Annotated in this window: 15 protein-coding genes; 2 read left to right on the top strand and 13 right to left on the bottom strand. The window is 39.1% G+C overall.

Going from position 1 to position 13603, the window contains the following annotated elements:
* Positions 1-3: 3 nt before the first annotated feature.
* The 6 genes from pth to cysS all read right to left on the bottom strand — a co-directional run bounded on the left by pth (position 4) and on the right by cysS (position 5708).
* Positions 4-567 (bottom strand): aminoacyl-tRNA hydrolase, encoded by a 564-nt coding sequence (pth, locus tag HMPREF9455_RS19355; protein WP_006801451.1) that lies wholly within the window; start codon positions 565-567, stop codon positions 4-6.
* Positions 568-594: 27 nt separating this feature from the next.
* Positions 595-1176: a 50S ribosomal protein L25/general stress protein Ctc gene (locus tag HMPREF9455_RS19350; protein ID WP_006801450.1), complete on the bottom strand. Its 582-nt coding sequence runs from the start codon at positions 1174-1176 to the stop codon at positions 595-597.
* A 179-nt stretch (positions 1177-1355) separates the two neighbouring features.
* Complete coding sequence (gene gpmA, locus HMPREF9455_RS19345; RefSeq protein WP_006801449.1) at positions 1356-2102, bottom strand: 2,3-diphosphoglycerate-dependent phosphoglycerate mutase; 747 nt, start codon at positions 2100-2102, stop codon at positions 1356-1358.
* A 127-nt stretch (positions 2103-2229) separates the two neighbouring features.
* Positions 2230-2991: a peroxide stress protein YaaA gene (gene yaaA, locus HMPREF9455_RS19340; RefSeq protein ID WP_006801448.1), complete on the bottom strand. Its 762-nt coding sequence runs from the start codon at positions 2989-2991 to the stop codon at positions 2230-2232.
* A gap of 64 nt (positions 2992-3055) precedes the next feature.
* A complete protein-coding gene (locus HMPREF9455_RS19335) occupies positions 3056-4237 on the bottom strand; it encodes a glycerophosphodiester phosphodiesterase (protein WP_006801447.1) in 1182 nt (393 codons plus the stop codon).
* A gap of 1 nt (position 4238) precedes the next feature.
* Entirely contained in the window at positions 4239-5708 is a 1470-nt protein-coding gene (gene cysS / locus HMPREF9455_RS19330) for a cysteine--tRNA ligase (RefSeq protein ID WP_006801446.1), read from the bottom strand.
* Positions 5709-5894: 186 nt separating this feature from the next.
* On the opposite strand from cysS, the gene HMPREF9455_RS19325 reads away from it, so the two are divergent.
* Positions 5895-6314 (top strand): VOC family protein, encoded by a 420-nt coding sequence (locus HMPREF9455_RS19325; protein ID WP_006801445.1) that lies wholly within the window; start codon positions 5895-5897, stop codon positions 6312-6314.
* Between the two features lie 90 nt (positions 6315-6404).
* A complete protein-coding gene (locus tag HMPREF9455_RS19320) occupies positions 6405-7340 on the top strand; it encodes a helix-turn-helix transcriptional regulator (protein WP_006801444.1) in 936 nt (311 codons plus the stop codon).
* Here the strand turns inward: HMPREF9455_RS19320 and dusB are convergent.
* The 7 genes from dusB to HMPREF9455_RS21980 all read right to left on the bottom strand — a co-directional run bounded on the left by dusB (position 7330) and on the right by HMPREF9455_RS21980 (position 13504).
* A complete protein-coding gene (dusB, locus tag HMPREF9455_RS19315; protein ID WP_006801443.1) occupies positions 7330-8322 on the bottom strand; it encodes a tRNA dihydrouridine synthase DusB in 993 nt (330 codons plus the stop codon). The two genes, HMPREF9455_RS19320 and dusB, sit on opposite strands and share 11 nt — an antisense overlap.
* Before the next feature lie 73 nt (positions 8323-8395).
* A complete protein-coding gene (gene mnmC2 / locus HMPREF9455_RS19310; protein ID WP_006801442.1) occupies positions 8396-9073 on the bottom strand; it encodes a tRNA (5-methylaminomethyl-2-thiouridine)(34)-methyltransferase MnmC2 in 678 nt (225 codons plus the stop codon).
* A 19-nt stretch (positions 9074-9092) separates the two neighbouring features.
* Entirely contained in the window at positions 9093-9572 is a 480-nt protein-coding gene (ispF, locus tag HMPREF9455_RS19305) for a 2-C-methyl-D-erythritol 2,4-cyclodiphosphate synthase (RefSeq protein WP_006801441.1), read from the bottom strand.
* Positions 9573-9708: 136 nt separating this feature from the next.
* Positions 9709-10872, bottom strand: coding sequence for a type IX secretion system outer membrane channel protein PorV (gene porV / locus HMPREF9455_RS19300; RefSeq protein WP_006801440.1), 1164 nt, complete (start codon positions 10870-10872; stop codon positions 9709-9711).
* Positions 10873-11006: 134 nt separating this feature from the next.
* Positions 11007-11633, bottom strand: a complete 627-nt coding sequence (locus HMPREF9455_RS19295) for a fumarylacetoacetate hydrolase family protein (protein ID WP_006801439.1) — start codon at positions 11631-11633, stop codon at positions 11007-11009.
* 133 nt (positions 11634-11766) lie between these two features.
* A complete protein-coding gene (locus HMPREF9455_RS19290) occupies positions 11767-12504 on the bottom strand; it encodes a polyprenol monophosphomannose synthase (protein WP_006801438.1) in 738 nt (245 codons plus the stop codon).
* 655 nt (positions 12505-13159) lie between these two features.
* Positions 13160-13504: a transposase gene (locus HMPREF9455_RS21980; RefSeq protein WP_044215310.1), complete on the bottom strand. Its 345-nt coding sequence runs from the start codon at positions 13502-13504 to the stop codon at positions 13160-13162.
* Between the last annotated feature and the right edge of the window lie 99 nt (positions 13505-13603).

Genomic DNA, 13603 nt, shown 5'->3' with positions numbered 1-13603 from the left:
ATCTTACTTATTGTTATACTGATTCATTGTGTTTTGTATCCCTGCCAGACAAAAACTCTTTATTATTTCTCCGCAAGTTTCCATTTTAGCCGGAAGCTCTTTCTCCTCTTCATCCGAAAAGTCCTCCAGAACATAATCAACTTGTCCTCCCCTTGGGAAATCGTTCCCGATACCAAAACGTAAGCGTGCATATTCCTGTGTGCTCAAAATCGACTGTATATGCTTCAAACCATTATGTCCGGCATCACTGCCTTTTCCTTTGAGACGCAAAGAACCGAACGGCAAAGCCAGATCATCTACTATGACCAATACGTTTTCAATAGGAACTTTCTCCTGATTCATCCAATAGCGCACGGCATTACCACTGAGGTTCATGTATGTCGATGGTTTTAGCAGGATAAGTGTGCGTCCTTTCACTTTCATCTCCGCCACAAAGCCGTAACGCCTGTCTGCAAAAACAATATTGGACGCTTTAGCTAAAGCGTCCAATACTCTGAATCCTATGTTGTGGCGGGTATATTCGTATTCTCGACCAATATTGCCCAGTCCGACAATCAAATATTTCATTCGTTATCTTTCTATAGTTATCCGCTATTAGCCGTTTTTAGCCGCAAGACCTCTGGCTGCACGAGTCAATTGAACACGGCAAACAACACCATTTTTCGCATTAAGCAATTCAAGTCCTTCGAAATGAAGTTCTCCAACCTGAATAGATTTACCCAATGCAAGGCCTGAAACATCAACATGTACTTTTTCCGGTACTTTATCGTAAAGAGCTCTTACTTTCAGCTTACGCAGGTCAAGAGATAATTTACCCCCTGCCTTAACACCTTCAGCCAGTCCGTCTAGTACTACCGGTACATCAATTGTAATCGGTTTATTTTCGAATACGTGAAGGAAATCAAGGTGCAGAATCTCATCTGTAACAGGGTGTACCTGAATATCTTTCAAAATCGCTTTATAATTGTCTTTTCCTACTGTAAGGTCTACAAGGAAAATTTCCGGAGTATAAATCAATTTACGTACTTCGCTGTTTGTTACGATGAAATGTATAGCTTTGTCAGCTTTTTCTCCACCATAGATAACTGCAGGAATTTTGTCTTCTTTACGAAAAGCCTTAGTTGCTTTTTTGCCAAGGTCTGTTCTGGCTTCGCCTTTTAGTTCAAATGTTTTCATCTTTTAATTTTAAAATGTGTTACTCAAATCAAGGATTTGCTTCCTCATTCCCATCACACGTACGGGCTTATAAAAGCGGGGCAAAGATAGTGGTTTTCTTTTTATTATCCTAACTTACTCAAAAAGAAAGAGCATATATTTTTGAGAATATATGCCCTTTATATGTAAATCCTTAATATTTACTTCTTCTTTCCCTGATTGGCAACTGCATCCATCAGCTTTTTTATTTCTTCAGGATCGCCAAGGAAATAATCTTTTACAAGATTCAGATCATCATCGAATTCGAAAACGTAAGGAACTGCTGTAGGCAGGTTCAGGCTTACTATATCTTCATCAGAAATACCTTTCAGATATTTGATAATACCACGAAGGCTGTTTCCGTGAGCAGCAACGATAATTTCATCATGGCACATCAATGAAGGGTAGATAACTTCCAGCCAATAAGGAAGAATACGCTCTACTGTTTCTTTCAATGCTTCTGTTTCAGGAATATATGCTTTAGGTACGCTTGCATAACGTGGGTCTTGTGAAGCTGAGCGCGGGTCTGTCGATTCCAGTGGAGCAGGCGGAACGTCATAGCTGCGTCTCCAAACCAGTACTTGCTCATCACCATATTTTTCAGCAGTCTCAGCTTTGTTCAGGCCTTGAAGCATACCGTAATGTTTCTCATTCAAACGCCATGTTTTTTCAACAGGAATCCAGTCCAGATCCATTTGGTCAAGGATGTTATTCAATGTCTTAACGGCTCTTTTCAGATATGAAGTATAGGCCAGGGTAAACTGAAAACCTTCTTTCTTCAATAATTGTCCGGCTTTAGTTGCTTCCTGCACTCCTTGTTCCGACAAGTCTACGTTAGTCCATCCCGTAAAGCGGTTTTCTTTGTTCCAAACGCTTTCCCCGTGGCGAATCAATACTACTTTTTTCATCTTTATTTACTATTTAAATTTGTGATTTTTCTCGCAACGCAAAGTTAACAAGAAGTTTCAAGATTTAAAAATTTAAAGATTTCAATATTCTTTCTAATTCTTGCCATCTTGAAATCCCGATATGCATTTACCTTACAAATACCCATTCATTATCATCCGATAGTTGCGGGGCAAAAACATATCCTTCGGTATCGAATCCCTTCAGATATTCTACATCTTTAATCTGATGCTGAATAATAAAGCGGGTCATCATCCCCCGTGCTTTCTTTGCATATACCACAATCTGCTTATAACCTTTATCCGTCTGCTGCTTAAAAATAGGAGTTATTACCTTATGTCCTTTGGGTAAAAGCTTACGGTTTACTGCTTTTGCATATTCTTTCGAAGCCAGATTGATCCATACATTGTCATCTGCCTTCATCTGCTTTGCAAGATATTTGCTGATAGTTTCCGACCAGAAAGCGTATAAGTCTTTTCCTCTATTGTTTGCCAGCGGAATTTGCATTTCTAAACGGTACGGTTTTATCAAATCGAGAGGACGAAGGACACCGTACAAACCGGATATATGTATCAGGTGCTTCTGCGCAAAATTAAAATCCTGATCTGAAAAAGTTTCTGCATCCAGCCCCTGATAAGCAATGCCATTGTATGCAAATACAGCCTGCCTTTGTGGTGTCTTAGCCAGAGGGAATGAATGAATATACTGATATACATTATGTGCCAGCTGAGGGTTGATACTCATCAAAGAAGCTATCTCCTGCGCGGATATACCTTCCATCGACTTATACAATTCTTTCGCCTCTTTGACATAAAGCGGTGTAGTAGCTTCTCTTACGGGAACCCGGGATTCAAAATCCTGTAGTTTTGCCGGAGACATTGTTATAATCATATTGCAATATAAATTATGTGTGTTCCTAATGAACAGAGTAGAACATAAGATAGTTCATAAAGGCTTAGTATTCACAAATTGCCAGCCAAACAGACTTAATCTCCAGATTTTCATCTAATGCTTTAATCTTAAACAATGGTTTATCTTTATGAAATATGTATTGAAACTTATATATTTGAAAATCATCGCTTTTATTATCTCGCTCTGTTTTAAACCGGTCTGTTTCTATCTCAAATTTACCTTTTGCTTCGATTGTAAAGTAAAGAGCCCCCAGATATAGAGTATCCGGAACCACTTCTTTCAATTTCATTTCCTGTCCATTTCTTAATGACACAATACCATCATTTATGATACCCCCGACTTCATAATTTTCAAATTTTCCATTTGTATTATCCCTGAATATCGCATATCCGGGATCAAAGTTAGGAGCAACATCCTCAACCAATATAGCATCAAATCCTTTGGTTGATATAGAGTCGAAACAAGAATTCCATATAGTCCAGGTAGTAGCAGATAATCCTGCTTTATGAACTGCATCAAGACACCCCTGTTTAATAGCCAGGAAATGAGGGTAATAATTAACATTATATTCCCGAAAGAAATCAATATCTTCCAAATGGTCACAATACAAAGAAAGTTGAGCATCGAGTCCTCTTAAATACTCTACAACTGACTTTTCCGGACTTGTAAAACTAAAATTACCGCGTCCTAATATTTGTACAGCCAGATCATATGCCTTTTTTACTGTTTTGTCTTTAAAGATACCCTCTTTAAGTTCAATATAGGGATGTATACCCTCTTGCCTGCAAATCAAAAGACCTTCCCGCAAGGTAGGCACCGGACGCCGCATCGAAGGATCTTGTGCCGCTAAAACATAGTTATTTCTTAATTCGGCCAAAGTTAAATTCCTACATTCTACTTGTTCATTAACTACTGAATAATCATTTTTATTACGACATAGCCTATTTATTGTATTATCATGAAATAGAATAATCTCATCGTCTTTTGTCAAAAACACATCAATCTCTACATATCTGGCACCTACCCGCCCGGCAAAAGACAATGCATCCAAACTATTTTCCGGAGCCAGCTTTTCTTCAAGACACAGACCTCTATGCATTACAATAGCAATTTCCGGCGAATTGATTTTTGGCCCGGAAACTTCTCCCGCGTTCCTGCTGCTGTTATTTCCACAAGCAACCAATACGACAGATATCAGAGATATGATAAGCAGTCTGATTTTCATATTATTTCAGTTTCCATTCCGCACCATCTTTACCGTCTTTTATTTCAAATCCTGCCTTAGCCAGTTCATTTCTGATCTGGTCGGATGTTGCCCAATCTTTGTTTTCCTTTGCTTTTTGACGAATATCGAGCAGCAAGTCCACAGCTTTACCGAATGCTTCGTTATTATTTGTTAAAGATGCCTCATTGCGGATCCCCAACACAGAGAACAGGAATATATCGAATACATCCTTTAATTCGGTAATATCTTCTTTTGTCAGTTTTATATTCCCTGCTATAGCCGAATTTATTGTTGTACTGGCTTCGCATAAGTGAGCTATAACTACCGCTGAATTCATATCGTCGTTCATTGCATCATAACATTTCTGACGAATGCTTTTTACGTCTACTGAAGATGTATCCGAAATAGCTACTTTATCCAGCCTGCCGTATGAATCCAAAAGACGCTCGAGACTTTTCTCTGCAGCCTGCAATGCTTCATTACTAAAGTCTACTGTACTGCGATAATGCGCCTGCAGGATAAAGAACCGTACCGTCATCGGACTATATGCCTTTTCCAACAAATCGTGGTTACCGGCAAATAATTGCTCGAGCGTAATAAAATTACCTAACGAGCGCGCCATTTTCTGTCCCGCAATGGTTATCATATTATTGTGCATCCAGTATTTCACCACCTGATGCTTTTCCATTGCTGTATTTTGGGCAATTTCACATTCATGGTGGGGAAACATCAGATCAAGACCGCCACCGTGTATATCGAATTCCTTCCCCAGATATTTAATACTCATAGTTGAACATTCAAGGTGCCATCCCGGGAAACCATCACTCCAAGGAGAAGGCCAGCGCATAATATGTTCCGGTGCTGCTTTCTTCCACAGGGCAAAGTCCACTTTACTGTGTTTCTCATCCTGCCCGTCAAGTTCACGGGTTGTATTCAGCATTTCCTCTATGTTTCTATGAGATAAAATACCGTAATCGTAATCCTTGTTATACTTTTCTACATCGAAGTAAACAGAACCGTTACTTTCGTATGCGTAACCGTTCTTCAATATCTCTTTTATGGATTCTATCTGCTCTATAATGTGTCCTGACGCATGAGGCTCTATAGATGGCGGTAATGTATTCAGATCATCCATTACCTTGTGGTAGCGGTTACTGTAATACTGAACTACCTCCATCGGTTCCAACTGTTCCAGACGCGCTTTTTTTGAAATTTTATCCTCTCCGCTTCCTTCTTCATTTTCCAGATGGCCTACATCTGTAATATTTCTCACATAGCGCACCTTATAGCCGATATGCTGCAAATATCTGAATAGCAAATCGAATGTAACGCCATGACGGGCATGTCCCAAATGGGCGTCACTATATACTGTAGGACCACACACATACATCCCCACGTGAGGTGCATGAAGCGGTTCGAATACTTCTTTTGTACGGGTCAGTGTGTTGTAAACCGATAGTTTTTGTTCCATAATCTACTTCTAAATTTTCAGAGGTACAAAAATACAAAATTTGTTTTGTATAAAATACAGGGCAGCGGGATATTGTAAGAGAATCAACACTTTTTGATTTTTCTAAAAAGTGCGACATAGGGTTGTCACTACCACCCCCTACTTTTACTCCTGATATCAGTATAGATAAATTAAAAACAAAAAAGTATGAAATTAAAAGTACATCTGGTTTATCCGGGAACATGTGAAGAAGCGTTCAACCTCTATAAAGAAGCCCTGAACGGCGAAATAGTATTCACTTTCCGTAAAAAGGAAGACAAAACCTTTCAGTCAGCCGAAACCGACAAAGAGAAAATCTCTCACATGGTGCTCAATACGCAGCATTTCGAATTAGCCGGAGAAGATGCCAACTCCGGAGAAATCGTGAAAAACGGCAACAACAACAAGCTGGTATTATCCTTCTACAATCCGGACGATTTACACCGGGTATTCAATCTGCTATCTAAAGACGGTACAATCGTAAGTCCGCTGGAAAAGACATTCTTCACTGAAGCCATAGGTGAGATTATAGACAAATATGGCATCTATTGGATTATCATGATGTCTGATGATAATTATTCAGCCTAAAGACATATCCTTGAATAAGATTGGCAGAAAACCCTGTTGTTCTGCCAATCTTATCTTACTTTTGCAAAAGTAATCCCAAACAGGAAACAAATGAACCGTATAGACAGATTATCGGCAATACTGATAATGCTTCAATCATCATCTATAGTAAAGATAAAGCAAATCACAGATCGTTTCAATATCAGTTCCCGTACAGTCTACAGAGATTTACGGGCTTTGGAAGATTCCGGAATCCCATTAGCAGGCGATTCGCGCACAGGCTATTCGTTAGTGGACGGCTTTAAACTCCCTCCTCTGATGTTTACTCAGGAAGAGGCCTTCTCTTTTATTGCGACCGAAAAACTAATTGACAAGTTTACGGATAAGGGTTTTAAATCCAGCTACAAATCAGGTATTGAGAAGATCAAAGCCGTAATGCGACTAGCCGAGATAAAGACAATAGAAGACTTCAACAATAAAATTGGCACACTCAATTATCACCTTAAAGATTCAGACAGCACTCAAAACATCCTGCACGAACTAATAGACGGAGCAGCCAAAAGGAAGAAAGTACAGATTAATTACTATTCCTATAACAGAAACGAAACGAATGACAGGACGGTAGACCCGGTTGGCATATTCTTCTCCATGTCTAACTGGTACTTAATCGCATACTGCAATGCTGTAAAAGATTACCGGACTTTCCGTATCAGTCGTATTCAAAATATCACTCAAACGAATGAAGGCTTTGATTTGGATCACCCTCCGCTCGACTCTTTCCTTAAAACACTTGGAGACCGCGAACACCTGCAAAAAATCGTCATTGAAGTCAACGAAAAAGACATGCTTCTTATCGATGAAAACAGGTATTATCAAGGACTCATCACCGAAAAAGAACTAAATGGAAAAGTCGAGTTACATTTCATGACCTTCTCTTTCGACAGGTTTGCCCGTTGGTACCTATCTTATATCGATATCGCCAGAATCGTATACCCAGTGGAGTTCAGGACTAAGGTTAAAGAGATGTTATCCAATGCTAATTTGTAGCTAAGCCAAATTGCTCCGGTAGGTTGTCGATTATAGCAAATAAATCATCCACAGATTCGGTACGAAGCATAGATACACGTACCTTCTTAAAATCAGGGATACCTTTAAACACCGGGCTTCCCGCCAGATGACGGCGGCTATGTATGATCCCGCCTCTTTCGCCGGAATGGGCTATATTCCTACTCACCAAATCTTTAAGAACATCGAGATACCATGTAAACTCCTTCTTTGGCATAAGTTCTCCTGTAGCCAGATAATGCTTCACCTCTTCAAATATCCAGGGACCACCGATACTCCCCCGCCCAATCATTACAGCATCCACACCTGTTTCGTCAAAACGTCGTTTACAGATTTCGGGAGTAGTCACATCCCCATTACCAATAATCGGGATATGCATGCGTGGATTATTCTTTACGGCGCCAATCAGTGACCAATCAGCTTCTCCTGAATACATCTGGGCACGAGTACGCCCATGCAATGTTAATGCCTGTATACCTGTATCCTGTAGTTGCTCGGCCAGTTCTACAATTATTTTCGAATCATTATCCCATCCCAGACGGGTTTTCACTGTCACGGGAATATTTACAGCTTTCACAACGGCAGCAGTAATCTCCACCATCAGTTCGGGTGTGCGCATCATGCCTGACCCCGCACCTTTCCCTGCCACTTTCTTCACTGGACAACCGAAGTTTATGTCCAAGATGTCGGGACTGGCTTCTTCACATATTTTCGCAGCCTCTACCATCGCATCCACTTCACGCCCGTATATCTGGATAGCCACGGGACGTTCTTCTTCGCTGATGGTCAGTTTTGCCTGTGTTTTGTTTACATGACGTATAAGAGCGTCGCTGGATACAAATTCGGTATATACCATATCCGCGCCAAAACGTTTACACATCAATCTGAAACCCATATCAGTAACATCCTCCATAGGAGCAAGAAACACCGGGTTTTCAGAAAAGTTTATATTGCCTATTTTCATTAAATTTTCACTCTAAATTTTGGAAGTGCAAATATAGATAACTTTTATCAGAAGTAAAAAATCATAGAAGCACTTAACTATTCTTCGTCGCCCGCAGCATCTCCCGTTTTCCCGGAGGCCCGGGTAACCGTTCCGTTGTATAGCCGGCCTGCTGCATCATCCGGCGCACTATTCCTTTGGCACAATAAGTGACTAGTATACATCCATTGCCTGATATAGCATACAATTTATCAAAGATTTCCTGCGTCCACATATCGGACTGTTTATCGGGGGCGAAGGCATCAAAGTAGATAATATCTACATTTCCTTTTATTTTCGAGAAATCGAAATTTGTAAAGTCCGCTTTTATTTTTGTAAGAAAAAAATTACCGGTTATTTCCGATTCTTTTTCCCATTCGGCACTATGCAACTTATAATACATATCCTGCTCTATAGATAAATACTTTTCAGGATAATTCAAATCTTTAATAATATTATCGGATAAAGGATAAGCCTCTATGCTTGTATAGTAGATAATACGTCCTGTCTTTCTACTTTCGAGTAATGTAAGGAAAGCATTCAGTCCCGTACCGAAACCGACTTCGAATATATGTATTGTCTCTTTACTGCAATGCTTAAATCCGGCTTCTATAAAGACATGTGTAGATTCTTGTATAGCCCCGTTTACCGAATGATAATGTTCATTCAGTCCGGGCATAAAAAGAGTGTGAGACCCGTCAGCAGTTAACTCTATTACAGGTTTCACACTCATTTTACACTGTGTTTAACTATCACTTATTTTCTATTAAAGCCACGGCATATGCGGCAAAGCCTTCTTCACGGCCTACAAATCCCATTTTTTCGGATGTGGTAGCCTTAATAGAAATATCTTCTTCAGAGATTTCGAGTATCTCTGCCATCACCTTTTGCATCTGAGGTATATGCGGGTTTATTTTAGGGCGTTCGGCACAGATAGTGGCATCTATATTACCTATCCTGTATCCGTTCTCCGTTAGCACCTCCAAAGTTTTAGCCAGTAATATCTTACTGTCTATATCTTTATATTCTCCCGCAGTATCGGGAAAGTGAAAACCTATATCGCGCAGATTTGCCGCACCTAACAAAGCATCACATATTGCATGTATCAGGACATCAGCATCAGAGTGTCCCATAAGTCCCTGAGTATGGTCGATCTTCACACCTCCGAGCCATAATTCACGATTATCAGCCAGACGATGCACATCATAACCAAATCCCACACGTATTTTCATTATATTTAATTTGAGAATTAGCACATTAGCATATTAGTAAATTCAATAACTATTTGTATTACCAGCCGCTTGCGCGATTTGCCAATTTCCGAAACAACGTTCGGCGGAGCCAATTTACTGATATGCTAATTAAGTTTTATCTGAATAAGTTTCTCATTCCGTCGATGTCGAATGCCAAAGAGAAACGAAGCGTTTGGTCCAACGGGTTTTGTTGAGCAGTAGCAAGCATGTAAGCGACATCCAACTGGAAAGCTGTCAGCTTGAACCCTGCCCCGAACGACATATACTGGCGATTACCCTTCATTTTGTTTTCGTGGAAATAACCGGTACGAAGGCGGAATTTATTATCATAGTCATACTCAGCACCCAGCGACCACATTATCTCTTTCATCTCTTCCGAAAATCCACCCGGAGCATCTCCAAACGATTTAAAAATGCCGGATATAGGGCTGATATTCTGATAGTCTTCTATACGTTTCCTATAATCGTTGATACTTTCATCTTCTTCTTGTACAGGAGGTGTAGGCACCAGCAATTTATTAATATCCATACTGAAAGACAATGTACTTACATCGTTCATCGGATACATCAAAGACGCTCCCAAGCGCAGGTTTGTAGGCAGGAACTGGTCCCTGTCGCCACCTGTTGTCGCTATCTTAGTACCGATATTGGATATATTAAAGCCGAAGCTAAGTAGGCTTTCCGATTGTCCTATATTTATATACGATTCGTTATAACCTGCTACGTCTGCGGCCCATGCATTACCCGGAGTTGTTTCTTCATCCGCGCCCGAATAGTCGGCACGTATATAACGCACTGTTACCGATCCGGAAAATGTTTCTGTCAGTTTACGAGAATAGCCTAAATCGACAGCCAGTTCGTGAGGGCTCAGTGTTTGTCCCGTCCAACCCGCATCATTGGCAATATTGACATTACCTACAGAAAAGTAACGTACCGAGGCGCTCAACGCCTGATTATTCTCATTACCCAGTTTATAATATCCCACACCGTAAACCAGCGCTATATCATTGATGATTTTTCTCAACCAGGGTGTATATGATAATCCGAATCCCGCCTTACTTGGTGAAAACGCATATTTTGCAGGATTCCAGTGTTGTGAATACACATCGGGAGCAGTAGCGACTCCGGCATCTCCCATACCACCACCACGGGCGTCAGGAGCGATAGATAAAGACGGCATTGCAGTCAAAATCGGATTGATATCTTCCTGAGCAACCATGCTAAATGCAGTGAGTGCAAAAGCATTTACCAGCAAGACTTTTTTTAAGAAATTCTTCATTTATTCCACTATTTATTTTACGTAATTAAATTAATTTGGTTAAGGAAGTTTTATAGTTTGTACATTCTTCAGTTATATTAATAACTGTCTTTTATCGATTTTATTATTTTTATTTCAAATTTTAACATACTATTCTAACAAATATGTAATTCCAATAGTTCATCTCCCTCCAGAATGCCTCGCAGATTATTCCCTATTTCAACTTTTCCCACTCCTGCGGGCGTACCGGTAAATATAAGGTCACCGGTCTTTAATGTAAAGAAACGGCTTGCAAAAGCGATAATCTTATCTACTGAATGAAGCATCTCATCCGTATTTCCCGACTGGGCAACTTTATCATCTATTTTAAGCATAAAGTCGAGCTCCTGAATATTCTTCCCATATTTTTCCTTTGGAACAAAACGGCCTACTGCCGCGGAATTGTCAAAAGCCTTCGATATTTCCCAGGGCTGGCTTCTTTGTTTTAATCCGGCTTGTATATCACGTGCAGTAAAATCTATCCCCAATGTTATTTCATTGTAATAGCGATAAGCGAAACGTTCTGCAATATTCTTACCCATTTTATCGATACGGACTACCAACTCGGTTTCGTAATGAATATCCGATGAAAAATCGGGTATATAAAAACGGTTCTTATCACCTGATAGCAAAGCTGTATCGGGTTTCATAAAGAGAACAGGATCATCGTCTTTATCAGACAACGCACGACCCATCTCCTTATTATGTGTCTGATAATTAAGACCTACACAGATAATTTTCATTTATATCATCTTAAAGAAAATAAGCAAAACAAGTATGTAATATAATATTATTTAGTTATAACTAACTATCGTAGTTGCAGATACAAAAGTAATAAATAGGTCTGAGACCTTAAACGGCAAAGATACACAAGATTTATTGTTTCTTCTTTATTCCTCCGAATAATTGCCTGAATCTCATAGTCAATACACCGAAAACTCCTTCTGCAAAAATACCAGAATTCATCTTGGAAGTTCCCAGCATCCGGTTAACAAATACGATAGATACTTCTTTTATATCAAACCCCAGACAATAAGCCGTATACTTCATCTCTACCTGAAATGCATATCCCTTGAAACGTATATTATCCAAGTCAATAACTTCCAATACATTCCGCTTATAACATACGAATCCGGCTGTCGCATCATGTACTTTCATTCCCGTAATAAAGCGCACATACTTAGAGGCAAAATAAGACATCAGTACCCGTCCCATCGGCCAGTTCACAACATTCACCCCGCTATAGTAACGCGAACCTACCGACAAATCAGCACCTTCGTTAGCACATGCATCATACAGGCGTAACAAGTCGTTCGGATTGTGCGAAAAATCTGCATCCATTTCGAATACATATTCATATGAACGTTCCAATGCCCAGCGGAATCCTGCAATATATGCAGTACCCAGTCCCAATTTACCTGCCCGTTGTATTATATTCAGCCGTTCCGGGAACTCGGATTGAAGTTTTTTCACAATATCTGCTGTACCATCAGGTGAAGCGTCATCTATAACAAGAATATCGAACATGCGGGGCAAATCAAATACAGTTCTGATTATAGCCTCTATATTCTCTTTCTCATTGTAAGTGGGTATTATAACTACGGAATTGGACATATACTTTTCGTTCCTTTAATTAAAGCCACAAATGTAGCATTTTAAGAATGGATAAATAAAAAATAATGACTAAAAATAGTAAAAAGAGTTGTCCGTTTTGTGCATCAAACCATAGAGTTAGTCTCGCATATAATATTTTCACATTTATTAACCATGCATAGTCAAAAAGTAACAGAAGTAACGGAAAACAATTAATAATTAAAAATGAACAATTAATAATTGGCTTGCCTGTTAGCAGCCATCAGTCAACAATGTTTTTTCTCGAATTGTGCATAGAGTGGAGTAACTGTTAAAAAGTAACAAAGGTTACACATATTTCAGCTTTTAGCTAATAGCTATTAGCATAGCCTATCGCACCAGAGGATTTACTATTAGCCGTATTCCCACGCAAAGAGGCTTAGCCGCAAAGTCCACCCCCATTATAACATTCACATTTATTAATTACATTTAGTTAAAACCTGACATATCTGACAGTTTTTCTCTATTTTTCACTTGTCATTTTTAGATTCGTTAACTATGTATGGTTAAAAAGTACAAAGGTAACACTTATTTCAGTAAACAGTTAACAACTCGTACCTCGTATTAGGGCAAACGCATCAAATTGTTCAACTTCTATCGAAGGCCTGTAGGGGCGTATTGCATACACTAGTGTCCACTAAAAAAAATTAAGACATAATTGAGTATCATTTTGATAGTTTATCTGCGTATCATTATTATTAAAAAGATTTTCTATTGGCATTCTTTCAAATAATGATAAACTAAGTATTCGTAATATTTCATAAGTGGACACTTTTATTTTTAATTCATGTTTCATGATTGTAACAAGACAATAGGTTATTATAGCAGAAAATATTTGAATTTTGACGGCATTTTCAGAAGTCCCATAAAACTCCTTTATTCTCAAATGTTGTTTTATCCATTTGAAAAAGATTTCTATATTCCAACGATATTTGTATAGAGTGGCAACTTCTTCAGCTGTTATATCCAGATTGTTTGTCAAAAAAGAAAAAGTAAGTTTTCAACTCCTTGCTATAATATACAACAGATCGTAATTTATCGGGATATCCTTTTTGAGCGATTCTGGATGTAAAGATAATAA

The sequence above is a fragment of the Dysgonomonas gadei ATCC BAA-286 genome (genome assembly GCF_000213555.1).
In the GTDB taxonomy this organism is placed as follows: Bacteria; Bacteroidota; Bacteroidia; order Bacteroidales; family Dysgonomonadaceae; genus Dysgonomonas; species Dysgonomonas gadei.
The sequence above is the reverse complement of the archived record's forward strand: the minus strand, read 5'-3'. Positions and strand labels throughout refer to the sequence as shown.

What these genes read in the sequence shown, in the direction of transcription:
- porV (WP_006801440.1), bottom strand. Translation starts at nt 10,872, where the DNA reads ATGAAGAATTTCTTAAAAAAAGTCTTGCTGGTAAATGCTTTTGCACTC.
- HMPREF9455_RS19325 (WP_006801445.1), top strand. Translation starts at nt 5,895, where the DNA reads ATGAAATTAAAAGTACATCTGGTTTATCCGGGAACATGTGAAGAAGCG.
- dusB (WP_006801443.1), bottom strand. Translation starts at nt 8,322, where the DNA reads ATGAAAATAGGCAATATAAACTTTTCTGAAAACCCGGTGTTTCTTGCT.
- HMPREF9455_RS19335 (WP_006801447.1), bottom strand. Translation starts at nt 4,237, where the DNA reads ATGAAAATCAGACTGCTTATCATATCTCTGATATCTGTCGTATTGGTT.
- pth (WP_006801451.1), bottom strand. Translation starts at nt 567, where the DNA reads ATGAAATATTTGATTGTCGGACTGGGCAATATTGGTCGAGAATACGAA.
- ispF (WP_006801441.1), bottom strand. Translation starts at nt 9,572, where the DNA reads ATGAAAATACGTGTGGGATTTGGTTATGATGTGCATCGTCTGGCTGAT.
- cysS (WP_006801446.1), bottom strand. Translation starts at nt 5,708, where the DNA reads ATGGAACAAAAACTATCGGTTTACAACACACTGACCCGTACAAAAGAA.
- HMPREF9455_RS19320 (WP_006801444.1), top strand. Translation starts at nt 6,405, where the DNA reads ATGAACCGTATAGACAGATTATCGGCAATACTGATAATGCTTCAATCA.
- HMPREF9455_RS19290 (WP_006801438.1), bottom strand. Translation starts at nt 12,504, where the DNA reads ATGTCCAATTCCGTAGTTATAATACCCACTTACAATGAGAAAGAGAAT.
- HMPREF9455_RS19350 (WP_006801450.1), bottom strand. Translation starts at nt 1,176, where the DNA reads ATGAAAACATTTGAACTAAAAGGCGAAGCCAGAACAGACCTTGGCAAA.
- yaaA (WP_006801448.1), bottom strand. Translation starts at nt 2,991, where the DNA reads ATGATTATAACAATGTCTCCGGCAAAACTACAGGATTTTGAATCCCGG.
- HMPREF9455_RS19295 (WP_006801439.1), bottom strand. Translation starts at nt 11,633, where the DNA reads ATGAAAATTATCTGTGTAGGTCTTAATTATCAGACACATAATAAGGAG.
- gpmA (WP_006801449.1), bottom strand. Translation starts at nt 2,102, where the DNA reads ATGAAAAAAGTAGTATTGATTCGCCACGGGGAAAGCGTTTGGAACAAA.
- mnmC2 (WP_006801442.1), bottom strand. Translation starts at nt 9,073, where the DNA reads ATGAGTGTGAAACCTGTAATAGAGTTAACTGCTGACGGGTCTCACACT.